Raw genomic sequence first — 21,753 nt, forward strand, 5'->3', positions numbered from 1 at the left:
GTTCTTAACTAAATATCTGCCGCGCGCTGGGCTGCGGCACGTTCGCGCGCAAGTTGGGCGGCACGAGACATCGCATCTAGGTTGTCGATGCACCAAAGACCATCTACGCAAAGAAAGCGATCACTAAGCACTGCTTCGAGTAAATCCGGAAGACTGGCGGTGAAAAATCCAGCACCTGTGATCGTGGTGGTCGGCTCCAACTCGAGCATTGCTATAGGCACATCTGCGAGACATGGGCCGAAGTGCCCGGCTGGAGGGAATTTTCCTCCGAACTCGGTCCGCAGTCGCTCCTTGCTCATGCTCCTCGTGAGAGTGCTGTATCTCTCTTGTCTTAGCAACCAAAGCGCCTTGATGCCCTCGGCCCGATATTTCTTTTGCCGGGTACGGTAGTCACGCAGCGACTGATATGACCTTTGGATCTCGATAGCCAACTTGGCCTCGCCACGCTCGCCCCAGACATCGGCTTTCCAGCGGCTGGTTTCGCTGCTCCCTGGAACCTCAACCGAGGCTCGGCAACCAAGATCCTCCAAAACGCTGCGCACCAGTATCTTGGCCGCGAGGTGCCACTGGCTTTCTTCGGAAGTGCTGCAGGCACCGCTTAGATGCGCGAAGAAAGGATGGCCATTGGCACTGATCTTGGGGACGGCTGGAGCATTGCAGCATGGCATTAGCAGATCGCCGACGTGATAGTTCCGTTGCAGCCCCAGCCACTGGGCCTGCGACATGCGCAGTGCATTCGCGACGCCAGTGCCATTCGCGTAGGCTGCTTCGATCACCATGACCATCATGCCCCTCGAGATCTGCGTATGTCCGCCCAGTTTAACGACCCCGACGCTGGGCGTCATGGCGACGATTGAAGGTACTGTGCAGGAATAAAAAAAGCCGGCGCCCAGAGGGACGCCGGCATGAACGAGAGTATCAGGCCGCGACGAGTTGCCGGGCCAGGGCGACCTCGATCGAATCGCCGTCCTGGTTGAGCACATCCAGCCCCGATTCCGGGACGTCGCCGGAGGTGCTCTGCGATACCAGGATCTTCTTCGCCATCAGGGCCAAGCACGTCATCTGCGACGTGGCCGCATACCCCAGGTAGATCACCTTCACATGCTGCTTCTGGCCGATCCGCCATGACCGGCGCGCGGCTTGTTGCAACGTGTAGATGTTCCACCCCGACTGCATGAACACAATCGTGGGGAACTCCAGCAAATCCAGGCCGGTTTTCACCAGTTCCGGATTCGTGATGAGGACGTCGATCCCGCGATCGAGCTGCTCGGCAATCCAGTCTTCGCGGCGAGAGGCATCCACGCTTGCGCGCAGTACCGCCACCCGAAAACCCTCTTGCTCCAGCAACATCTTCAAACGGCTGGTGGTATCGCGCGTGCCGGTGTAGACGGAGTACACCAGGGTCTTACGACCCGCGGCTTTCTCCTCGCGGCAGATGTCGATCAGCTCACGCTCTTTCGGCATGATCTCCAGCTCGTTGAACTGGGCCGGTGTGAAGGCCAGGACCTGGCGCGTACGCGGGTGGCGCACGGTTTCTGCCCGAAAGCAGCAGTCGGACCACGCCAACAGCACATTGAGGACTACGCCCAGCAAGGTGGTATCCCGCTTGCGCAGGGCCTCCTTGAGTTCCGCCGTCAGGCTGGCGGCCAGATTGCGGTAGGCGTCGGCCTGCCCGGCATCCATAGCGACCTCCCGGAACTCTTCGTCATACGGCGGCAGCACGCCGCCGATGTCTCTGAGCTTGAGGAAGATCGTGTACGGCAGCACGCAGCGCAGTACGCCTTTCGGCCCGAACCCGGGTGCCTTGACCGTTCTGACGGTGATCTTCGAGCCTTTGGCGGTCTTGTGGGCCGGCCCGTTGCTCTCGGAATAGATGTCCTTGAGGACACCATGGTCCCTCATAAACGCCATGGCAGCGGCATTCATGCTGCCGCTGGCGCTCGGGCGGTAACCATCTTCGATCATCCTCGCGGGCAAGGCCCGGAACAGCAAATGAAAGAGATCGTCTGCATAGCCCCCCATGAGGGTACCGGTTAGCAGTACGGTCTTGCGTGCCTTGGCTGCGATGACGCCCATCGCCTGGCCCTGCGCCGATCCACCCGTTTTGTATTCATGGGCTTCATCTGCGATGAGCAAGTCGAAGGTGCTTTGCGGCAGATACCGCTTCACATATTCCGAGGGCTGATAGCCGCCTTCTCCGAAGCCGAACTCCATTGAGGACATGGCGCGTTCCATGCGCTGCGCCTGCCGGTCGGAAAACACCAACTCCCCGCGCTCGTCCATCAGGTTGATGAAGTTGTGCAGGTTGTCGCCGAGCATCGACGCCAGGAACGAATCGCCGAAGGTCTTCATCAGCTTGTTGGCCGTGGCCTCGCCGATGGTCGGGATTCTCTTCAGCGCACGCAGCACCGCCGAGGACTGATCACTGCCCGACAGGCTACGTGGCCGCATCAGCGTCCAGAGTGCGCCGTCGCAGACATGGCACTTGCGGCGGGTTTCTTCCGCCTCCAGCTCCAGAGCACTGACCGGCTCGCCGTCGAGATCAGTGACCATCGTCCCGCAGTGCGGGCAGGCGCCGACCATGCCGTAACGGGTGCGTTTGCGGACGAAGGCGGGCTTCCAGTGGAATCCCATCCGCATTCTGACCCTGCCGATGATGAAGAACTCCTGCCCTTCGGCCGGCACGTTCAACTGCTCGCGCAGCTTGATCAACTTGAGCAATGTGTCCGGGCCGTTGAGCACCCAGACTTTCGCACCGGCGACGGTTTCGAGGATCTCGCGCCGCCATTTGTAGACTAGATGGGGCGGGCTGAGGACGAGCGTGCGGCGATAGCCTTCCGCGTTGAGCACCGCCCCTAGCGCGATGCCGACGGTGGTTTTTCCCGTCCCCATCTCGCCATTGACGATGGCCGCGCGCTCGCCCTGATTGACGAGCAGTTCGGCGGCCGCATGGACGACCTCGGCCTGGGCGGGGAACAGCTGCCGCTTGAGGCTGGCGAGGACGAGCTGGCGGTTGGCGCGCGGCACACCGTTGTAAACGGGCGGGTTGGCCCGGTTGAGGGAGTCGAGTAACTCATCCCCAAACTCGGTGACGAAATCCTGCAGGCTGAAAGACAGATCGCTTTCGCTGTCCGCAGGGTTGAACAGATCGCCCGTGGCGGGCATGGAAGGTGCGGCGGGGGCCGCTTCGAGTTGCATGGTCATGGTGATGCTCCAAAAAAATGGGGCATGCACCGCCCCCAGGGGCGATGTATGCCCCTGGGGGTGAAGGTGGGTGGACGGCGCGCAGCCGCCCGGAAATCAATACTCGCTGGGTAACAACAGCGTCGTGACGCTGCGGTCCCACTCAGTGATGATCCAGAGTTTCAGATCGGGATCGACCTGGTACGAAGAGAGCAACCGGGCCTCGCCCGATGCCCGCGCGGCATCGTTCGATCGCCGATCGTCCTCGTCGAGGTCGCCCCAGTCGCCGCTGAGGTGGCGGCGAAGGTACGGGCTCGGGTTGAGCCGTCCCTGTTCGACCAGATTGGCCACGCCGACGGTCATGACCGTCGCACCCGGCGAGAAGCGCAGATTGGGGGCCGCGCTGATGGACATTACAGTTGCCATGGTGATAGCTCCTTCGATGAAAGAAAGGGCCATGGCGTCCCCATCGGGGCGACATGACCCCGGTGGGTGGATGAAATGGGCTGGTGCTAGATCGAGGACTGCTCTTCGGGCAGTTGGACCACGGTGGTGCGGTGATCCTCGCTGGTCATCACGATCAGCAGCAGCTGCGGCGTGATCCTGTAGCGAGAGATCATGGGATTGTCCTGGTCGAGTGCCACATCATTGACCTGGCGGGTGGTCTCGTCGACATCGCCCCAATCGCCTCGCACATGGCGCTGCACATAAGGCAAGGGATCGATGAGGCCTTTGCTGGCCAACCAGTGCACCTTCTCGCTCAGCCTCAGCGAACCGAGGGCGAACAACGGACGGGCTTGCGGCTCGCGCCGCGCGAACAAACGCGAAAGCATGGGAGTTCTCCTTCTGGTGGATGAATGAAGCAAGGCGGCGAGCCGCCCGATGCGATCAGTGGATGGTGAGAATCCGGCCGAGGGTGGCCGAGTCCGGGGACAAGTCCCAGGCACGAATCACGGGGACAAACTTGTCGGTGAGGATGCGTGTCTCTGCGATTGAACCGTCATCGCGCTCGCGATATTCGGTGGTCGTCGCCTTCTGCTTGTAGGTGTCGCCTTTCACGGCCAGGGTGCGGCCGTTCTTCGACTGCACGACACCGGAGATCGCGCCGGCCGCGAGGGCCAGTGCCAGGTGCCACTGGGACAATGCGCGCGCCGGGCGGCGCAAGGACTGCTGGGCGGCGCCCAGATGGGTCTCGAACGACGGCCACAGGCCATGCAGGCGCTGCACTTCGTCGGCGAACTGCGCCGGCTCCATGCTCAGACGGTAGAAATGCTCCGGCTCGTGCTGGGCGACAGGGACGGCATACGGAAGCGATGGCCACGCGGGTGGCAGTTCCTCCGCTTCCAGGTCGCCTTGCCCGATCTGCAACAGGCGAGCACGGACGTTCTTGACCTCATCGCCCACCAGCTCGCGCTGGCGGACCCGGCGACCGAACACGACCACCTGCTTGAACTGCGTATCCACCGCTCGGTAGATGCGCAGATCGGCAAAGTGCCGCGTGAGCCAACCGACCAGTTCCTGGTCAAGCACGTAGTGCGGGACGATGAAAACCAAGATGCCGTCGTACTGCAGCAGTTGCAGCGTGCGCTGATAGAACAGCTTTTCCAGCCGTGCGCGGCCCTTGCCGTCGTAGCCGATGTTGCCGTTCGCATCCTTGGACAGATCCCCGTATGGCGGGTTGAGCCACAGCAAACCGAAGCTCTGGCGTGCGATCAAGGTGTCCATGAGGTCGCCCTGGATGCAGTGATCGACGAGCAGACGCGCATGGTTGGCGCGCTCCGGGTCGAACTCCACCGCATAGGCGGTGACCTGGTCACGCCCGAGGGCATGCGCAGCCTCCGCGATGGCGACGCCTTCGCCTGCACAAGGATCGAGAATGCACATCGGCCCGTCGCCGGGCGCCAGTGCGCTGAGCGCTCTTTCGAGCGTGGGCTCGTCGGTCGGAAAATATCCAGCCTTGATGAAGTTGCGGGCGAGCCGCGGGAACATGAGTGCCATAAGAAATCTCCTGTAGCGGGGATGAAGGAAAGCGGGTGCGTGTCGGTCACACGCACCTGCCGTGGGTCAGGCCACCGCTTCCAGCGACCGTTGGGTGGTCGCCGGCTGCGGGAGCGGATGGGCGGTCAGTACGCCCTGGCGGATCAGGCTGCCCAGCGCTTCGGTGAGCGCTGGCACGTCCAGCCCCAGACGAAATCCACGCAGCGGCCCGAGGGCCGTCGGCAGGTCGCGGAGCATGTCGCGGTCTCGCAGCAGTGCCAGCACCGTCCCTTGCCAGTGATCCAGCAAGGGCAGCGGGCACGTCTCCTTGACGAGCAGCCAGAGGCGCGACGTAGGATCGGCCGCCGCGCGCGGCAACAGTGCGAGCGCGCTGGTGGTGGCCTTGTCCGGCAGGATGCAGCGCCGATCGAACAGCCAGAGATTGACGAGCGACCCGAACAGGGTGCGGCGATAGCTGCGGGTCAAGCGCTTTTCCAGACGCTCGACCGAGGGAACGAACACGGGCACGGAGCCGCCCTGGTCGGTGATGAGATGGAACTGGTCCAGTCCATCCTCGTCGCGGCCCAAGGTGAGCCGGGCGAGAAACTGCTGGATCGCGGTGTCCCGCGCCCAGACCGACAGAAAGACCAGATCGCCGTCTTCGCCGCAGACGCAGGCATCGGCCATCACGTCGCCGCATTCGTCGATGCGGTACAGCAGCTGTGGGGATGAAGATGCAGACATGGTGGAGTCCTCAATGAGTGAGGGGCACCACCACCCGCAGGGGCAGTGAATGCCCCGTTAGGGATGAAAGAACGCGGACTACTCAGAGTTCACGTTCGGTGAACGAACCGTCGGCCTGATGCTTGACTACGCGGTTGCCGACATTCCTTTCAGCGTCGTGCTGGACCTCGATGAACAGGCTTTCCGGCACAAGGATCTGAAAATGACGCAAGACCTCACGGTAGTAGTCCAGGTCATGGTTGAACGGATCGCTCTCGTGCAGATTGCTGTACAAGAAGTCGTCGCTCTCGACCTTCATGGTGTCGTCGATCAACTCGGTTGGCTTCTCGATGACCAAGAAGAAGTAGTTCATCGGCCGATCCCAGCCGAGTAGTACGGTGACGGAAAATCCTTTGTGAAATGTGTCGAAGTAGTGCCGACTCATGGTGAAGCTCCTCGATTGAAATAGCCGGGAACCTCCCCATCGGGGCTGCCCCGGCGGGTGGATGAAATGCCGCGGATGCGGCAGGACGATCAGGCAGCCTGCGGTTCGAGTTGCAGGTTCCATTGCTGGGCCGTGGCGTCGAAGGCATAGCCCAACTGGTTGAGCCGCGCGATCTGCAGACGCAGGGTGCGGCGATCGATGGTCGAGTCAAGTTTCACCGACTCTTCCAACGGCCAGAGAATGCCGAACAGCGCCGCGTCGTCGCTCTCGGGACTATCCGAAGCGGCCACGGTGGCGGACGGCGTATCGACGCCGAATGGCGTGGTATCGACCAGCGGGTCCTTCGATGCCTGCACGGGCGCAGGCTCCGGCTTGGACCGGGACTTGGATTTCTCGGCTGTTGCCGGCGTTGTCGCCGGTGGCGTGCCCAGCTCTTCATCGAGCGGATCGACGTCCTGTGCGGCGAAGGCGCGAGCCTCGGCCTTGCTCAGCTTGTCGATGCCCGACAGGGTCATGCCGTCCAGGTTGGCGCGGATTTCAAAGCGCATGCCATCGCCAACCGGATAGGCCTTCGGATAGATGTAGCGGATGACGAACTCACCGTCGTACTTCCCTTCGGGGTACTGCTCCAGTTCCGGGTCTTTCACATGGAACAGTCCAAGGCGGGTCGTGAGGCGACCGACCGTGAACCGACCGTTGCGGCCCGGGATGGTGCGGATGGCGAGTTGGCCGCGGACGATGAGGGGCGGATCGGATTGAACGGCTGCTGTAGCCATGGCATATCTCCTTGTGATGAATGGAACCGTCTTGCGCGGCGCGCAACGGGTCAGGAAGAAAATGGACCCGCCCTGACGGGCGAGGTCCGAGTAGTGGCTCAGGACTTCAACTGGCGCATGCCTTCGGCGAGCATCCAGAGGGCGCGGTTCAGGCGCAGGTTCTGATCGATACCCTGTACAGGGCGGGTACGCTGGCGGCGGCCGTTCGCAGTGCGTCCGGTCAGCCCTCCCTTGACGAGGTTTTCCTGGACGCGGTTGAAGATCGACCAGAGGTCGCTCTTGCGATCGTCCCAGCGTCTGGGAACCAACAACTGACTCTCCGTGACAGGCGCGGGCTTGTCCGGATCGTCGTACTTGAGCGCCAGGGCCGAACGGGCGAAAACGTCGTCCTCCCCAGCCTCCAGCGTGATCGCGCGCATGCTCTCGCGCGCTTCCTGCACCCGCTCGAAGCCTTTCAGGACTTCGTAGGCACCTTCGATGACCTGGCCCGCGACATCGCCCTTGTGAGGCACGCGGATGTCCGCGAACGTGTCGCCGCAGACCAGCCCGTTCTGGCAGACGAATCGAAACTGACCTGCCAGCATCTGATAGCTGCTGGTGCCATCGTGCGAGTTCAACAAGATGATCTCGTTGGCTTCGTCGCCATTGATCTGGCTGGCGTGGCGAAGGCGGATCAGGTGTTTGGTGTACTCGCGGCGGTCCTCGTTGCGGACACGTGTTTGGCACACCATGAAGGGCAGGAATCCCTCCTGACGAAGTTCCGACAGCACGGTGGCCGTCGGGATGTAGCTGTACCGCTGGGAACGGCTTTCGTGCGGTGTTTCCGCAAAGATCGACGGCACCACGGCGCGAATCTGGTCGTCCAACAGAGGACGGTCCGAGCGCAGTACCGGTGAGCGCGGTGCGAAACGGGATGCGAGAGACATGGCATTCTCCTGGGATTGTTATGCAGCCGAATCCGCACGGTGCGGAACGGACTGCGGGGATGAAAAGACGAACGCCCACGCGCCACGTCAGTGGCCTGCAGGCAGGTTGGGGATAAGAAGCAAGACCCCGGAATGGGGCCTTGCGGGGGTGGATCAGAAGGAAGCCGCGAGTGCGGGTTCCTCGGCCTCGGGTGCCGGCACGGGTTCGTCCTGAACGGACTCGGCGGTCGGCGCCTCGACGGTGCCATCGGCGGTATCCGCATCCTCGGTCGCCGCAGCGTCCTCGGAAACGGGCGCCGGTGCGGCGGCCGGAAAGACCTGCTGGCCATCGATCTTGATCAGGCCGATGTGGATCAGCTTGGATTCCAGGCTCGCCGCCGGTTCGCCGGCACGCTCGCCCTTGGTGCGGAGGTACGCATCGGCCTTCATGTCGTTGAGACGGAAGGCGATCAGCACCTTGCGCTCGGCCTCGATGGCCTGTACGCAGCGGCGCACCAGATGCTGGGCGTCCGCAGTGGCGACGATGGTGTTGATGTACCGGTAATCCGGCTCATCGACCGGGCCGGCCAGCGCCCCGATGGAGCACGACAGGAACGGATCGCCATCCTTCGGCGTAACCTCGCGCGGACGGTTGAGATAACCGATACCCCGGGTGATCAGCTCGTACTGCTCGATCTGCGCCAGTTCGGCACGATCGATCAGTTCGGCTTTCAACAGTCGGCCCTTGAGACTGGCCGCCGGCTGATTCTTGCGGTCGCCGCTGGTGCGCATGAAGGCATCGCCCCAGAGATCGCCGATCCGGAACTTGACCAGCGGACGCTGCCTCGGGTCATCGACGCCGATGTAACTCTCGACCAATTTCTTGGCGTCGGCACCGGAGACTTTGACGTCGAAGTAGCGGGTGACGGGGTCTTTGGCGGACCCGACGAGTGCGGCGACAGTGCAAGCCAGGAACGGCTGCGCACGGCGGCCACCACGGACAGGAACCTCCCGGACACGCTGCAAGCGGGCGTAGCCCTCGGTGTGAAGATCGAAGTAGCTCTTCGCGTTGGAAGTCGTATTGGTCATGGTGAATCTCCAATGGGAATGAAGCGGAGACACACCGGACCCGACTGCGCGGGGGGTGCGTAACCCCGCGGTGGGTTGATAAGGCGAATGGACTAGGAAGGTGCATCCACCACCGGCAAGCCGATGGTCGTTCGCACGGAGGGATGCGTTGCGAACTGGCTCGGTCACGCGGCGGGTGCCGCGCCGCAACCTCGAAGACCGATGGTTGCCTGGCATGTCGCTGACAACGTCAGCAAGCATGGGGCAAGCCTCACACCGCGCGGCTTCGCACACCATCGGGAATGAGTACTGTCGCCTGACCGCATTCAATCGCCGCAATAGCAGCCGATGGTCTCTTCGGCAGGGTCGGACAGGTCGTCCTGGCGTTCGGTAAAACAGGCCAGCTAAGTGCGCACTCGCGGCGGAACCGGGGGGCTGAGGCAGGTTCAGTGTTCTGCCGACACGGTCATGAGATATTTCCCAGCAGATAGGCACAGCCCCGGAAGCTGGCGCGAGGCCAGTTTCCGGGGCAAGTGCCGTGGTGGATGAATGCTCCGACAAGGCGGTGCGGAAAGGACGAAATGCCGCCGACGGACTCAGCCGCTTCGCGCAGTCATGCGGATACCGCCCGCGGCTTGCGCCGTGCGGGCTTCTGCACGGTGCTGACGCGAATCTGGCGCCAACTGCCATCGTCGATCAGGCGTTCCAACGTGTTGCCGAGGTCATCGAAGAACACCTCATCCACGCGCTCCACCAGCTCACCGTCGCGGTGCAGTTCCACCGCATAGAGATCGTCGCCTCGTTCGTACAGCACGGTGACGCGCCCCTGGAACTTCGCCGTGACCACGTTGAAACTGATGGCCGGCGGCGTGGCGATGATGTCCTTGGGCAGTGGATCGACCCAAGTGAAGTCGCACGCGCCAGCATCGACCAACAGGTGCGTGATGCGCCGGTAGCCGTCGGGCGCCGGCAGCGTTTCCAACTGCTCGATGAGTTGCTGCAGTTCCAGGCAGCGCGGCTGCGGGACCGGCAGTTTCGCCGGAGCCGAACCGAGCACGAACGTCTGCAGCTTGTAGGGCTGGCCGTCGTGGGTGTACTCGGTGCGTTCCTCGGGGGTATCCGCTCGCAAGCCGTCGAAGCGGCGTCTGGCATAAGGCTCGACCTGTACCTTGGCACCTTCGTCGGGTTCCTCGGTCACGCGCGACCGGTCGAGCACCATGAACTGGGTGCGTCCGGTCTTGACGACAATGGCCTCGTCTGTGCTCGCGATGACCTTGCCTTCAAAAGGCTTGGGATCGATATGGAAGCCCATCGTCGATACCTTGGGCTCACCGTCGAAGATGACGAACTTGAAGCCGCGGGCATTGGACGGCACATGGCCGGAAACCAGCGTCGGGAGTTGTTGACGAATGAGTTGATGGTCCATGGGAAATCTCCAGAAAAAAGGGACTTCCCGGCCACAGGGGGCGGGTTGTCCCAAGTGGGTGGATTGGATGGACGCGGTGCGTCCAGAAGAGGATGAAAGCCAGCACGCGATCGGCATGCCGCGGTCTCGATGGCCTTGACCGCCTGGGATGTTGCCGGCTACGCCAGCGAACATGGCAGCAGGATGGCAGAGCCTGGCCGGCCCGGCCTGCGATAAACCGAACCGGCCTGCACCGCATTCCCGAGGCAGAAAAAAGCCCCTCATCGGAGGGGCTCGGGGGGACATGACTGGTCAGGTGTCCACAGAGGGGGTGTCGTCCTCTTCCTCGAAGACGGTCAGACCGTCCAGCTCGTTGGCATCAGCATCGAATACCAGCACCCTGACGTCAGCCTGTCCGGCCAGCGCCAGTACGTCGGCCAGATCCTCGGGCATGCCCTTGGACAGGTGCTCCCGGCGCAGTTGCTCGGCGGTGATGCCTTCGACGTGCATCAGGTTCTCATCCGTCCAGGGTGTGGCGATCAGCTTGACGCCGATGGCTGGGCTGTACGGGATGCGAAAGGCGACGAACAGGAACCCGCTCGGTGTGGCGATATCCGCCAGTTCGCACAGGTAGCGGCCCGATGCTTCGGTGATGTGGGCCGTGCTGATCTCCCAGGCACGGCTGTAGAAGCCCGTCTCGAACTGCAGATTGCGCACCACCGCTTGGGCATATTCCAGTGTGTAGCTGTCGCCCACATGGATGAAGCCTCTATCGAGGGTTCGGCCATAGATGCTGTGGTACACGGCCTGCACGGCGCCGCTGCCGCCGCACAAGGCATCGAGTTCGGCGGGCACCGTTTGGCCTTCGGTGATCAGCACGAAATCATCGTTGAAGATGCACGCTTGGTACGCCACCTTTTCATCGGGTAGATGAGCCTGCGATGGATGCAGCGGCAGAAAGGTTTGCGGGTGGCGCTCGTCGTAGCTGATGACGGCAAGGCGCCGAATCTCGAAACCGTAGTAGCCGCGGGCGAAAGGATTGGATGAATGGTCCATGGTTTGATTCTCCGGTGAGGGGTGACGCAGGGCCAACCCCCACCGGGGATCGACCCAGTGGGAAAGGAAGTGGTGCCGGCAGGCGGCACCGGTATGGATCAAGCGTCGTATCGCGGCCTGTCAGCTCAACAGCTCGGACAGGCGGTGTTGCAATTGCCGGCGCTGCGTTTCGTCGGTGATGCCGGCGAGCAGGCGTTGTGTTTCCCGGGCGAACAGATTGGCAGCAGCCTCCAGGTTCTGAATCAGAAGGGCTTGCCGGATACGGTTGCCGAGATCGAGCACCTGACCGGAGGCACCGAAGACCGAGAACTCGCGGCTGATGAAAGAACCGTCACCGCCGAAGTTGAAGAGGCGTGGTTTGCTGCAATACCAGCAACCCTCGAAGCGAATCTCCTTGAGGCCGTGACCATCGTCGAGTCGCGTGGCGATCAGGAACAGCGCGTCGAGATCCGAGTCATCCTCGAAACGATGGTGTTCGATCAGATGCTGCAGATCTTCGTCCTGGTCGGTGCCGAAATGCCTGGAAAGCACGGCCAGAACGTCGTCCATCGTGGGAGGGCCCTCGCTGGGCACGGACAGCCCCAGCGACTGGGCCAGTGCAACGAGGTCTTCGCAGACATCGTCCCAATGCGCGCCGCTGTCTTCGGCAATCTGGGCGATGTAGACCTCGCCGTTGCCGGGGTATGAGGCATCCAGCTTCAAACCGCCGAACAGCGCGGTAATCACCGGGGTGACTTGGTCGAGAACGAGGACGCCGGTGGCGTCGTAGTAGTTGTTTGCCATGGGGGTGGCTCCTGGTTGGTGATGCGGAGCCAGCCCCTGCGGACATGGCATCCGCGGGGATGAACCCGAAACCGTGGCTTCGGGCAATGGTGGGAAAAGCGCTATTCGCCGAAGTCGGTGGGGTCGCCCAGAGACTTCAGCAGTTCGATCAGGCCGCAGTTGGCCAGGACGTAGAGCGCGTTGTAGTCGTCGCCCGTCGGTGCCTGCTCGCTGGTGTTGATCCGGGCATCCAGATCGAGGACGTTCTGCCGCACCCGGCGGGCGATCGCCAGCGGTTCGGGTGCGTCATCCAGGACGGGCTCGCCCAGTGCGGCAAGCACAACCCGTGGTGACAGCGCGTCCGGCAAGGACTCGAACACCGTGGGGGTGTTGCTGCGGCACAGGGCTTCGGCTTCGGAGTTGCCGATGTCGAAGCAGACGATTTCGTCGTCGGCCGCGCCTTCGGTGTCGTAGTCCACTACCGCGAATGGCGGCAGCGGGAGATGATCGGGCCAGTCCTGCACGACGATGGCCTGCACCAGGCCTCCTTCGAGGACGACGGCAAAGGATGGATTTCGGGACATGGGTCGCTCCTGTGGGAAGAATGGAGGGACACCGCCCCGAAGGGACGGATGTCCCTCGCTGGGGGTTGAGAAAATGGCGGTGGTCGGTCGTTCGGACCTACCAGCCGCTGTAGTTGAGTACCAGATCGGCGATCACCTGACGCCGCTCCAGATCCAGGCCACCGAGGTCGGAAAGCCCCTCGAAGCCGCAGCGCTTGAGCATCGCGGCGCCCTCGCGCGAGTTGTAGAAGCTCACCATCGCGGACAGGAACATGCGCTGTCCGCCGCTCAAAACGCCCAGGGCGTCGTTGAGTTCCAGCAGGTTCGGACGCAAGTCCCACTTGCTGGCGGCACGGCGCAGGCCTTCGCGGGTGCCATCGCCAAACCACTCGGGCCCGGCGATTTCCGCACCGCGTTTCCAAGCCTCGAAAAAGGCCTCGGGCGCACGCTCGAAATGGCGCGTTTCACGCATGATCTGATCGACGACGTCGGTTGGTAGAAGCTGATTCATGACGGTCTCCTCATGGATGGGGATCAAGGGGTGGGCAGCTGGGTCCAGCCGCCTCGGTCGAGGGCTCGCTGGGCTGCCGCCGAACTGCGGAAGTACTCGGCCGACTCGCGGGAGACGGGGCCTTCGATGTCGCGCGTACCGATGTAGTGGCCGGCGGCGCTGTGAAGCACTTCGAGGGGTAGGTGTTTGCCTGCGTAGATCAGGGCCAAGTGGCCGAACGAGCTTTGCTGGAACATGGACGGACTCCTTTAAGAAGCGAGGCGGCCCTGCCCCTGACGGGATGGCAGCTCCCGCTGGCGGTGGATGAATCGGCATCGGCACCATGAAGGCGCGCGTCCGCGGACTCGATGCGATGGCGGACTGGTGTGGGTCGCACGGGAGGGAAATCCCGCGGCAGCCTGAAACCCTGGCTGCTGGCATGGTGCTGACCAGGTCAGCGACACATGCAGGCAGATTCAGCCAGCGCCGCGCCGGCGTCATGCGCAAATGGGAATCCGAGGCGTCCCGATTGATGGACGAAAAAAACCCCGCAATCGCGGGGCTGTGGAGGCTCGGGAAGCCTTGGGGATCAGGACGATTCGCCGCCCAGGACATGCTGCTTCCACAAGGCGAAAGCCTCGTCTGGTGGCAGCTCGGCCAGAATGACGATGGGTGTTTCCTGCCGTGCGCGCAGCGCCGCGAAGTACCCGGCGCGGTCGGCGATGGCCTTGAGCTTGATGCCTTTCAGGAACAGCAGCTTGCCGTCCCTGATGAACAGCACCTTGTTGGCGATGTCGCGGGTGTAGGCGGTGCGCAGCTTGCGCTCGGCATGCTGTGCTTCAGCCAGATGATCGACCAGGTAGTCGAGCGTGATGTCGATGACCAGCGGGTCGTCGTCCTCGCCGGAGATGCCACCTTTCAGCATGTCGGGGGGCAGGCTCCTGGCGAAGGCTTCGGCCTCGGCCAGCCGTGCAGCCTGACCGCCGAGTGCGCGGATGAAGGTGGAACCGCCGTGCCCGTCGTTGCGGGCATCGGCAATGGCAACGCCATCGAACAGGACGGTGGCAGTGAAGCACAGCGTCTCTTCGCTGGCGAAATCCGCGACCTTGAGGTGTTTCAGGGTGATGCGGTCTTGCGTGATGATGGTTTCCATGGACATTCCTTGAGATCAGTCGGGAAACGCCACGCCCCTGCGGGACGAAGCGCTCATCCCGTAGGTTGGAGAAAGAGGCATCGATGCCCGCATGGGCAGCGTTCGCCCGAGCGATGCGACGGCGAACTGGCGGGTGGCATGGAGCAAGCTCCACGGCAGCCTGAAACCCTGGCTGCTGGCGAAGCCGACAATGTCGGCAACAGCGGATGCCAGCATCGGTTCTGGTACTGTCCGCGTCATCCGGAAACGGGAAATCAGCACAGCCGGATTCGCCCGCACCCGGTAGCGAGAACCGGTTTTTCGTCGGCCCACAAGAAGAAAAAACGCCCCCGAAATCGGGGGCGTGGAGAGATGGCACCGATCAGGCAGTGACCGCCTGCAATTTGCCGGTGTCATCGAAGACCAGGCGCACGGTGGCGCCGGCCAGCTTGGGTTGCACGCCATGGCGCAGCGCGTACGGCAGCAGCGCCTGGACCACGCGATCGGCTGATGACGAGCAGCCTACGGCGATGAAGGTTTCGATCAGGAGTGCGTCCTCGTCTTCACGATCCTCACCGTAGCGATCGTCGAACACATAGTCGCAGACCAGCCCGGTTCTGGCCCCCGCCGAGGGGGTCAGGTAGAGCGTGTATCCCTTGCGCACGGCCTCCACTGCGTACTCCACCGTCCCGAGATGGCCCTCCAGCCCGACATGCAGGGTATCGACCAATTCCAGCTCCACCTCGTAGTCGGCAAGTCCGGGATTGACCTCTCGATGCAAGGTGGTGCCGGTTCTGATGCGCACCTGCTCAGGGCTGACGACCTTGATCAGACGCTTGAGCCAGTGGCCGTCATCCAGACCGGGCTCGTCGAGTACATACGCTTTGGCCGCTTCCAGGTAGATCTCGGCGGTCGGCGCGGTTTCGTCGTCGGGCTCGATCTGCCAGACACCAAGCACTTCCAGGGCCTGTTGGGCGATCACGCCATTTCCGCCCAGATAACGCCGCCAGTATTGACGATAGCCGGCCGGCTCTTCGTCCCAGTCCCGGAACCAGGACAGAGGAACGAAGGGCACGTCGTTGAGCAGATCGGCGTTCGACGAGTTGAGGCAGACATGCGCGTAGTGCGTGACGAAGTCGCTGGCGGCAAGCGCCTGCTTCTTCTCGATCAGTGCCTCGCGGTAGGCCTGATCGACCGCAGCCTGGATACGTGGATGATCTTCCGTCTCGTTCAGCAGGTGCTGCCGATCCGGGAGCTTCGCCAGCGTGTTGTCAGGCAGCAGGACGACCTGGCGTTCCTGGCTCGTGGGCAGCCTGTCGATAGGTCGTCCGCCGATGGGCAGTCCCTGAAGAAAGCAGCGCCACTGCGTGCGCGTACCGGACAGATTGATCAAGACCTTGCCCATGGACGTCTCGCGCCAGTGCAGATCGGGCTTCGCCAACGGGCGTGGCACTTCAGCGCCGTTGAGCCAGACCGGCACCGGAAAGGCTTCGCACAGACGCTGGAGCTCGTGCTCCACCCAGGTGGGCAGATCCTGCCCGGCCTGCACCGGCTTGACGCCTTCGAGGTGGATGGCGGTGCCCTCCAGATGGGAGCCTGCGATGTCTTCCTCGATCGGCTCGCCGGCAATGATCTCGGCGGTTCGCGCGCTGAACAGTTTGTCGCGCGAATGCACCGTCAGAGTCTTGGCGAAGTACAAGGTCGAGAGCACACCGAGGCCGAAGGCGTTCTCGCGCGCCTTGAGTTGCTTGTCCCAGCCGGATTCGGCGATGAAGATCAAGGTCTGCAGGTCGCTAATGCCGATGCCATCGTCGGTGATGGTCAGGCTGTCCTGGTTCACCGTGATGTGGATCGCGCTGGCCTGGGCGCGGCGGGCGTTCTGTAACAGTTCGCCCAGCATCGAGCCCTGGTTGAACGCATGGCGCAGATTGGCGATGAGGCTGTGCTGGTTGGTCTTGAGACGAAGGGTTCTCATGAGATGACTCCTTGGATAATGGTTTGCACCGGACAGGCACAGCGCTGCCCGGTGCGACGGGGCACTGAACAGGCGGATGCCGGTGGGAAGGGGAATGGGCCGGTCGGCCCGAGGGAGAGAAGCAGCATCGACGCCCGGGATGGGCGCGTGTCCGCGGCACGATGCGATGCGGACAAGGGCGGTCGGCGCGGAGGGTCCGCGACGCAGCCTGCACGACCGTGGCTGCTGGCAACGGCTGACGGATCAGCGATGCAGGCCCGACAATGCGCCTGCCGTTGCGTGGTGTCGCTGATCAATGCGCAGTCGTGCGCCCCGCGTTGTCCAGAGTCTGCAGCAGGCGCCGGCCCAGCCAGGCCGAATTGCCAATCGCCTTGTAGCGCGGCGCATCGGCGGCCGGCTTGTGGTTGAGGATTCGTTCGGGTGTCTCCTGTTCGTGTGACCGAGGCGGGATTGCCGGGTCGTCATGGCGGATGCGCAGGAGAAAACACGCCGAAGGCTGGGCGCCTTCGGCTTGGAGGAGGAGACCACCCGTGTACTGGTTCAGGTTGCGGTCGTCGGTGGAACCGTTCGCTGTCTCAGCATTCACCCGGCCCTTGTCGTGGTTGGGGCCGGCATCGTCTGGCGCACATCCGCGCACAAAGGGAGCCCGTTCTTTTCACCGGTGGGCGCCGGTGTCGAATACCGCCAACCCTGAAGGGTCTCCTGATGCCTCGACCTCCATGGTAGGCAAGGCATCAGGAGACCCTTCGCAGCGGGCGGGACTGTTACTGATCGAGGGAATACGCGGTGCGTGATTCGAGGAAAAAAGGCCTTCTCGCCCCTCGCAAGGGGCGCGCACACCGCAACAGAAGGTATCGCGTGCTGGGAGCCTCGCAGGGCTGCGGGGCGGTGGTCACGTTGCCGGGGGTGGTCAACGCGACGACGGGTTCGCTGTCTTTCAGGAGGTCTTCGGGCCACCGCGGCGCTTGCGCGGCGCGGCACGCTTGCCCGATTCGATGGGCAGCGTTCCCTTGCAGTCGGGGTATTTCGCGCAGGACCAGAATGGACCGCTCTTGCCGCTGCGCTGGCGCGTGGCACCGCCACACTGCGGGCATGCTGGCCCCTGGGGAATCTTGATGGACAGCGAGGTGCCACGGTACTGCGCAATCAACTGCGTGACCCAGGCCGCCTGCTTGTCGATGAAGGTATCGAGCGCGAGCTGTCCGGTTTCGATCATGTCGAGCGCCTGTTCCCACACCGCGGTTGTGCCGGGATCTGCGATCGCGGCGGGCACGGTGTCGATGAGCGTGAAGGCGGCATCCGAGGCGCGGATGGCCCGTCCTTTCTTGATCAGGTAGCCACGGCTCAACAGGCCGCCGATGATATTGGCGCGGGTCGCTTCGGTGCCGATGCCCACGGTGTCTTTCAATTTCTGTTTCAGGCGTGGGTCTGACACCAGTTTGGCGACGCTTTTCATCGCTTTGACCAACTCACCTTGGGTGTACGGGCGCGGCGGCAGCGTCTTGAGCGCCTTCAGATCGACCCCGGCCACCTGGCACGCCAGCCCTTGGTGTAGCGCTGGCAGCACCTGGCTGCGGGGTGCTGTGTCATCGCCGGCATCGTCTGGCTGTGGTTCGGCCAGCACCAGGCGCCAACCCGGCACGACCACCTGCTTGCCCACGGCCTGCAGTGCCTGGTCGCCACAGGAGAGTCTTGCCGTCGTGCGGTCGAACTCATGCGGCGGCAGAAATTGCGCCAGGTAGTGGGCGCGGATCATGCGGTAGACGGCCAGTTCTCTTTCGCTCATCGCCGACAGATTCACCGGTTCGAGCGTGGGGATGATGCCGTGGTGGGCCGACACCTTGGCGTCGTTCCAGGCGCGCGAGTGCTGGGTGCGGTCGAGCTGGTCGATGATCGGGCGCAGGCTCGGATCGGTCTTGAGCAGACTGTCGAGCACCGTGGGCGCTTCGGCGTGCATGCTTTCGGGAAGATAGCCGGAGTCGCTGCGTGGATAGGTGGTGGCCTTGTGCGTCTCGTACAGGGATTGGGCGATCTCTAGCGTCTCCTGGACATCGAGGCCGAACTGCTTGGAACACACTTCCTGCAAGGTGCCGAGATCAAACGGCAATGGCGCGCCTTCGCGCATGCGTTCGGTCTCGACCGAAATCACCTGAGCAGCGCCAGCGGCGCGGATGCGCTGCGCCGCCTGCTGCGCAACAGGCTCCTGCAGGCAACGGCCTGCATCGTCGGTACTGGCCGATGGCGGCAGCCACTGCGCGGTGAATGTCTGGCCTGTGCAGGACAGCGCCACTTCGATGGACCAGAACGGGACGGAGACGAAGGCCGCGATTTCACGATCGCGATCGACCACCAGTCTGAGCGTGGGGGTCTGCACGCGTCCGACCGACAGCACGCCGTCATAGCCGGCCCGGCGCCCCAGGAGGGTGAACAGGCGGCTCAGGTTCATCCCCACCAGCCAGTCCGCTCTGGAGCGCGCCAGCGCCGAGTGATACATGGGCAGCGTGTCGCCCGAAGGCTTCAGCTTCCCGAGCGCGGCATGGATCGAGGCGTCGTTCAGTGCTGACAACCACAGCCGTTGAATGGGGCCGCGATAGCCACAGAGATCGATGATCTCGCGCGCAATCAGTTCGCCTTCGCGATCGGCGTCGGTGGCGATGACCAGTTCGGTCGCCTTGCTCAGAAGGTCTTTGATGACCTTGAATTGCGCTGCGGTCTTGGGTTTGACCTCAACCCGCCAGTGCTGGGGAATAATGGGAAGCTGCTCGATCGTCCAGCGCTTGAGCTGTTCGTCATAGGCTTCCGGCGGCGCGGCTTCGACAAGGTGGCCAATGCACCACGTCACGACAACGCCGGGGCCGTTGAGGCAACCATTGCCGCGCTGCCTTGCGCCCAACAGGCGCCCGATGTCCTTGCCTTGCGAAGGTTTTTCGCAGAGAAATAGCCGCATGCCTGTCCATCCAAATCACATTGCCGATGTATCTGGGCAGCAGCATGTCTGGATGTTGCGAACCTCACCGCAAACAAGAGGAATGTGCAGGCACCCGCTTTGATCACGGAAACGGCGGCATATCCGACCGGGGGCGTTGGGCGTGCGAAGTGTTGATGTGTACTGGAGCTTCTTGCGCTGGGCGCGCGAAAACGCGGTGGATGTTGGTGGAACCTCGCTTCCCGAAGACAGGAAGACGGAGCGAGCCTCGGTAGGCTCGCCCCTGGAGATGCGCCTACTCCGACGGTGGCGGCTGCTCCGCTGATGCCGGCTTCGGGCTGAGCGTGACCGACTCGATCCGGTACGGCAGGATGCCGACGCTGCGCGCATTGATCTGCCAGGTCTCGCGCGGCTTCTCATCCTTGTCCTCCCAGGGTTCGCGCTCCATGCGGCCGATGACCAGAACGCGCATGCCTTTCTGGTACAGATCCTTCCAGTGCTCGGCATCGCGGTGCCAGATTTCGACCGGCGCCCAGAAGCCACCGCGGTCCTCGAAGGTGCCGTCCTTCTTGGGCACCGGGTTGTCGAAATAGACGTTCAGGCGCAGCAGGCGACTGGGTTCGTCGTTGCCATTCGGGAACTCGCGGTACTCGGGTGGCGAGCCGATGTTGCCTTCTCCAGAAAAATGCGTGCTCATGTTGTGATCTCCGTGGTGGTTGAAATACCCGTGCCAAGTCGGCCCCGGGCGCGTGCAGGGATGCCTGGCGCAATCACCGATCGTGCATTGCGGCGGGAATGGATTTGAGCCGGCGCAGATAAGCGTCCTCGGCCTGGGCCATCTTGCCGGCGCAGTCCTGGGCCTGCCGGCCGAGGGTGTGCAGTAGACTGATCTGCATGTTCAGCGCGATGCGCTGCTGTTCCAGCGCGAGCAGATCCTCCAGCAGATTCACCGGCGTGGCCGTGGAGGCCATGACCTCCTGCCAGAGGGCGACGCCCATCGCCGAGCGGTCTTGCTTGCGCCAGCGCAGAAAGGTCGTGCCTGCGCCAGTACGCTGCTGGGCCAGTTCAATGGACAGCAGACGGAAGGGATAGCCTCGCGCCTGCGCCAGCACGCGCCGCTGCGCCAGGTCAATCAGCTCATCCCTGAGCGCGTGACACCGGTTGGCCCAGTCTTCGAGATCCCCTTTACCCTTAAAAGCCCTTAAAAGGCCTTTTAGATAGCCCGCCTGTTCCAACTGGATGAAGTCCGCCTGTTCCAGGGACTGGAAGTGCCGGTTCTGGTTCGGATCGCGCATCGTCATGTCGGCTCACCCTCGTCGGATGACGCCGCTTCGGCGGGGTCTGCCGCAGCATCCGGCTCGCCGGCTGGTTCGGTTTCGGGGGCGGTGCGCTGCTGCAGGCCACGGCGTGCGATCGGCGGCGCGAAGCGGCTGCGCCGGGTACCTTCGAGCACGTCCTGGGGCAATTCACCGTACTTTTCCAGCGCCGCCCGTGCTGCGGCATTCTTCGCCGCGAAGTCGTCGCGCGTGGTGCCGGAATACCGGTACTGCTGCGCCAGCGAGAACAGGCTGCGCAATGAGTGCGCGCCGTCGTTGAGCCAGCGTTCGAGCGTCGAGCGATCGATCAGCGCGGTGTGGTGGGCCAGGATCAGACGTCGGGCAAGATCGTCGTAGTCCGCCAGCAGATACACCGCCATGAAGCCCAACTGCGAGGACACGAACAGCGGCAGCTTGACCGGCTGGACGTTGAGGTTCTCGCCCAGGCTCAACGCAGGCGGCACGCCGGCCAGTGCCTGGTCTACTTGCTGGCGCAGGGTCTGGAGCTGTTCCTTGGTGGTGGATAGCTTGTCCTCGATGCGCAGCATCCACCAGTCCGAATAGGGGTCGTCCTGTTCGGCGCCGCGCTTGAGCTTGTTCATGATGGAGACAAAGCCGTTAAGGCCGATGATGCCGGGCCTGCCTTCGGCCGGGGCGCGGCCATGCCAGATGCGGGACGCATGGTGGGTGTGCAGGGTCAGGGACATCGCGCTGCGCAGCGATCCCAGGTTCAACTGAAGGGATTCGGTGGCATTGTTCTCTTGGGCCATGGTGACGACTCTCGGTGATGAATGAGTCGTCAGCATCCGGGTTGGCCGGAAGGCCGTCAGTCATCAAACCGAACCCGCCGCTTGCCTGATTTGTCGGAGCGGCCAGCCGCGCGCATCGTTCGGAAGCACCGTTGCGATGCCGCACCGGAAGGCTGCGTGTTGCGCTATACCCGGGGTATAGGCGTCCATGGCGCTCAGTGGATGCTGCCGGGGGAGCACGGTGTGGATCAGGGCCGCTGCGGGCGGAAGGCGGTGTGTTCCGCTATACCCGGGGTATAGGC

General features: G+C 63.3%; 23 protein-coding genes. All 23 read right to left on the reverse strand.

All coding sequences use genetic code 11. The features are described 5' to 3' along the window. Nucleotides 1–8: 8 nt before the first annotated feature. Nucleotides 9–785, reverse strand: a complete 777-nt coding sequence (locus NA637_RS03020; protein ID WP_015879478.1) for a competence protein CoiA — start codon at nucleotides 783–785, stop codon at nucleotides 9–11. Between the two features lie 133 nt (nucleotides 786–918). Beyond that, entirely contained in the window at nucleotides 919–3,204 is a 2,286-nt protein-coding gene (locus NA637_RS03025; protein WP_165794830.1) for a helicase-related protein, read from the reverse strand. A 96-nt stretch (nucleotides 3,205–3,300) separates the two neighbouring features. After that, nucleotides 3,301–3,609, reverse strand: coding sequence for a hypothetical protein (locus NA637_RS03030; protein ID WP_058167132.1), 309 nt, complete (start codon nucleotides 3,607–3,609; stop codon nucleotides 3,301–3,303). An 86-nt stretch (nucleotides 3,610–3,695) separates the two neighbouring features. After that, nucleotides 3,696–4,016, reverse strand: a complete 321-nt coding sequence (locus NA637_RS03035) for a hypothetical protein (RefSeq protein WP_015879475.1) — start codon at nucleotides 4,014–4,016, stop codon at nucleotides 3,696–3,698. A 55-nt stretch (nucleotides 4,017–4,071) separates the two neighbouring features. Next, nucleotides 4,072–5,181: a DUF6094 domain-containing protein gene (locus NA637_RS03040; RefSeq protein ID WP_058167133.1), complete on the reverse strand. Its 1,110-nt coding sequence runs from the start codon at nucleotides 5,179–5,181 to the stop codon at nucleotides 4,072–4,074. 66 nt (nucleotides 5,182–5,247) lie between these two features. Then, the gene (locus NA637_RS03045; RefSeq protein WP_058167134.1) at nucleotides 5,248–5,904 is read right to left on the reverse strand and encodes a hypothetical protein; all 657 of its coding nucleotides are present in this window, start codon (nucleotides 5,902–5,904) and stop codon (nucleotides 5,248–5,250) included. An 82-nt stretch (nucleotides 5,905–5,986) separates the two neighbouring features. Continuing rightward, nucleotides 5,987–6,328 carry a hypothetical protein gene (locus tag NA637_RS03050; protein ID WP_106763501.1) on the reverse strand — a complete coding sequence of 114 codons (342 nt, stop codon included), beginning with the start codon at nucleotides 6,326–6,328 and terminating at the stop codon, nucleotides 5,987–5,989. 89 nt (nucleotides 6,329–6,417) lie between these two features. After that, nucleotides 6,418–7,104, reverse strand: a complete 687-nt coding sequence (locus NA637_RS03055) for a DUF3275 family protein (protein ID WP_058167136.1) — start codon at nucleotides 7,102–7,104, stop codon at nucleotides 6,418–6,420. Nucleotides 7,105–7,202: 98 nt separating this feature from the next. After that, complete coding sequence (locus tag NA637_RS03060) at nucleotides 7,203–8,030, reverse strand: DUF932 domain-containing protein (RefSeq protein WP_003296474.1); 828 nt, start codon at nucleotides 8,028–8,030, stop codon at nucleotides 7,203–7,205. A gap of 153 nt (nucleotides 8,031–8,183) precedes the next feature. After that, a complete protein-coding gene (locus tag NA637_RS03065; RefSeq protein WP_033947817.1) occupies nucleotides 8,184–9,098 on the reverse strand; it encodes a DUF3577 domain-containing protein in 915 nt (304 codons plus the stop codon). A 592-nt stretch (nucleotides 9,099–9,690) separates the two neighbouring features. After that, nucleotides 9,691–10,503 (reverse strand): hypothetical protein, encoded by an 813-nt coding sequence (locus tag NA637_RS03070; protein ID WP_003296462.1) that lies wholly within the window; start codon nucleotides 10,501–10,503, stop codon nucleotides 9,691–9,693. 291 nt (nucleotides 10,504–10,794) lie between these two features. Beyond that, nucleotides 10,795–11,538: a hypothetical protein gene (locus tag NA637_RS03075; protein WP_058167137.1), complete on the reverse strand. Its 744-nt coding sequence runs from the start codon at nucleotides 11,536–11,538 to the stop codon at nucleotides 10,795–10,797. 120 nt (nucleotides 11,539–11,658) lie between these two features. Further along, nucleotides 11,659–12,321, reverse strand: a complete 663-nt coding sequence (locus NA637_RS03080; protein ID WP_058167138.1) for a hypothetical protein — start codon at nucleotides 12,319–12,321, stop codon at nucleotides 11,659–11,661. Between the two features lie 101 nt (nucleotides 12,322–12,422). Then, nucleotides 12,423–12,884 carry a hypothetical protein gene (locus NA637_RS03085; RefSeq protein WP_058167139.1) on the reverse strand — a complete coding sequence of 154 codons (462 nt, stop codon included), beginning with the start codon at nucleotides 12,882–12,884 and terminating at the stop codon, nucleotides 12,423–12,425. A gap of 97 nt (nucleotides 12,885–12,981) precedes the next feature. Further along, nucleotides 12,982–13,374, reverse strand: coding sequence for a hypothetical protein (locus NA637_RS03090; RefSeq protein ID WP_003296459.1), 393 nt, complete (start codon nucleotides 13,372–13,374; stop codon nucleotides 12,982–12,984). A gap of 23 nt (nucleotides 13,375–13,397) precedes the next feature. After that, nucleotides 13,398–13,610, reverse strand: a complete 213-nt coding sequence (locus NA637_RS03095; RefSeq protein WP_106763498.1) for a hypothetical protein — start codon at nucleotides 13,608–13,610, stop codon at nucleotides 13,398–13,400. A 332-nt stretch (nucleotides 13,611–13,942) separates the two neighbouring features. Beyond that, the gene (locus NA637_RS03100; protein ID WP_106763496.1) at nucleotides 13,943–14,506 is read right to left on the reverse strand and encodes a hypothetical protein; all 564 of its coding nucleotides are present in this window, start codon (nucleotides 14,504–14,506) and stop codon (nucleotides 13,943–13,945) included. Between the two features lie 361 nt (nucleotides 14,507–14,867). Beyond that, nucleotides 14,868–16,460 (reverse strand): ATP-binding protein, encoded by a 1,593-nt coding sequence (locus NA637_RS03105; RefSeq protein ID WP_106763493.1) that lies wholly within the window; start codon nucleotides 16,458–16,460, stop codon nucleotides 14,868–14,870. Nucleotides 16,461–16,752: 292 nt separating this feature from the next. Next, on the reverse strand, nucleotides 16,753–17,046 hold the full coding sequence (locus tag NA637_RS03110) for a hypothetical protein (protein WP_152994586.1): 294 nt from the start codon (nucleotides 17,044–17,046) through the stop codon (nucleotides 16,753–16,755). Between the two features lie 351 nt (nucleotides 17,047–17,397). Next, a complete protein-coding gene (locus tag NA637_RS03115) occupies nucleotides 17,398–19,407 on the reverse strand; it encodes a DNA topoisomerase III (protein WP_058167143.1) in 2,010 nt (669 codons plus the stop codon). A 274-nt stretch (nucleotides 19,408–19,681) separates the two neighbouring features. Beyond that, nucleotides 19,682–20,083 (reverse strand): single-stranded DNA-binding protein, encoded by a 402-nt coding sequence (locus NA637_RS03120; RefSeq protein WP_015879465.1) that lies wholly within the window; start codon nucleotides 20,081–20,083, stop codon nucleotides 19,682–19,684. Nucleotides 20,084–20,156: 73 nt separating this feature from the next. After that, the gene (locus NA637_RS03125) at nucleotides 20,157–20,681 is read right to left on the reverse strand and encodes a DUF3158 family protein (protein ID WP_058167152.1); all 525 of its coding nucleotides are present in this window, start codon (nucleotides 20,679–20,681) and stop codon (nucleotides 20,157–20,159) included. A gap of 2 nt (nucleotides 20,682–20,683) precedes the next feature. Continuing rightward, a complete protein-coding gene (locus NA637_RS03130) occupies nucleotides 20,684–21,472 on the reverse strand; it encodes a PFL_4669 family integrating conjugative element protein (RefSeq protein ID WP_058167144.1) in 789 nt (262 codons plus the stop codon). Nucleotides 21,473–21,753 lie beyond the last annotated feature (281 nt).

It is taken from the genome of Stutzerimonas stutzeri, assembly GCF_024448935.1.
Lineage (GTDB): Bacteria > Pseudomonadota > Gammaproteobacteria > Pseudomonadales > Pseudomonadaceae > Stutzerimonas > Stutzerimonas stutzeri_AO.

Bases quoted from the DNA above. Each gene is read 5' to 3' on its own strand.
- NA637_RS03020 (WP_015879478.1), bottom strand. From the start codon at position 785: ATGGTCATGGTGATCGAAGCAGCCTACGCGAATGGCACTGGCGTCGCG.
- NA637_RS03025 (WP_165794830.1), bottom strand. From the start codon at position 3,204: ATGACCATGCAACTCGAAGCGGCCCCCGCCGCACCTTCCATGCCCGCC.
- NA637_RS03030 (WP_058167132.1), bottom strand. From the start codon at position 3,609: ATGGCAACTGTAATGTCCATCAGCGCGGCCCCCAATCTGCGCTTCTCG.
- NA637_RS03035 (WP_015879475.1), bottom strand. From the start codon at position 4,016: ATGCTTTCGCGTTTGTTCGCGCGGCGCGAGCCGCAAGCCCGTCCGTTG.
- NA637_RS03040 (WP_058167133.1), bottom strand. From the start codon at position 5,181: ATGGCACTCATGTTCCCGCGGCTCGCCCGCAACTTCATCAAGGCTGGA.
- NA637_RS03045 (WP_058167134.1), bottom strand. From the start codon at position 5,904: ATGTCTGCATCTTCATCCCCACAGCTGCTGTACCGCATCGACGAATGC.
- NA637_RS03050 (WP_106763501.1), bottom strand. From the start codon at position 6,328: ATGAGTCGGCACTACTTCGACACATTTCACAAAGGATTTTCCGTCACC.
- NA637_RS03055 (WP_058167136.1), bottom strand. From the start codon at position 7,104: ATGGCTACAGCAGCCGTTCAATCCGATCCGCCCCTCATCGTCCGCGGC.
- NA637_RS03060 (WP_003296474.1), bottom strand. From the start codon at position 8,030: ATGTCTCTCGCATCCCGTTTCGCACCGCGCTCACCGGTACTGCGCTCG.
- NA637_RS03065 (WP_033947817.1), bottom strand. From the start codon at position 9,098: ATGACCAATACGACTTCCAACGCGAAGAGCTACTTCGATCTTCACACC.
- NA637_RS03070 (WP_003296462.1), bottom strand. From the start codon at position 10,503: ATGGACCATCAACTCATTCGTCAACAACTCCCGACGCTGGTTTCCGGC.
- NA637_RS03075 (WP_058167137.1), bottom strand. From the start codon at position 11,538: ATGGACCATTCATCCAATCCTTTCGCCCGCGGCTACTACGGTTTCGAG.
- NA637_RS03080 (WP_058167138.1), bottom strand. From the start codon at position 12,321: ATGGCAAACAACTACTACGACGCCACCGGCGTCCTCGTTCTCGACCAA.
- NA637_RS03085 (WP_058167139.1), bottom strand. From the start codon at position 12,884: ATGTCCCGAAATCCATCCTTTGCCGTCGTCCTCGAAGGAGGCCTGGTG.
- NA637_RS03090 (WP_003296459.1), bottom strand. From the start codon at position 13,374: ATGAATCAGCTTCTACCAACCGACGTCGTCGATCAGATCATGCGTGAA.
- NA637_RS03095 (WP_106763498.1), bottom strand. From the start codon at position 13,610: ATGTTCCAGCAAAGCTCGTTCGGCCACTTGGCCCTGATCTACGCAGGC.
- NA637_RS03100 (WP_106763496.1), bottom strand. From the start codon at position 14,506: ATGGAAACCATCATCACGCAAGACCGCATCACCCTGAAACACCTCAAG.
- NA637_RS03105 (WP_106763493.1), bottom strand. From the start codon at position 16,460: ATGAGAACCCTTCGTCTCAAGACCAACCAGCACAGCCTCATCGCCAAT.
- NA637_RS03115 (WP_058167143.1), bottom strand. From the start codon at position 19,407: ATGCGGCTATTTCTCTGCGAAAAACCTTCGCAAGGCAAGGACATCGGG.
- NA637_RS03120 (WP_015879465.1), bottom strand. From the start codon at position 20,083: ATGAGCACGCATTTTTCTGGAGAAGGCAACATCGGCTCGCCACCCGAG.
- NA637_RS03125 (WP_058167152.1), bottom strand. From the start codon at position 20,681: ATGCGCGATCCGAACCAGAACCGGCACTTCCAGTCCCTGGAACAGGCG.
- NA637_RS03130 (WP_058167144.1), bottom strand. From the start codon at position 21,472: ATGGCCCAAGAGAACAATGCCACCGAATCCCTTCAGTTGAACCTGGGA.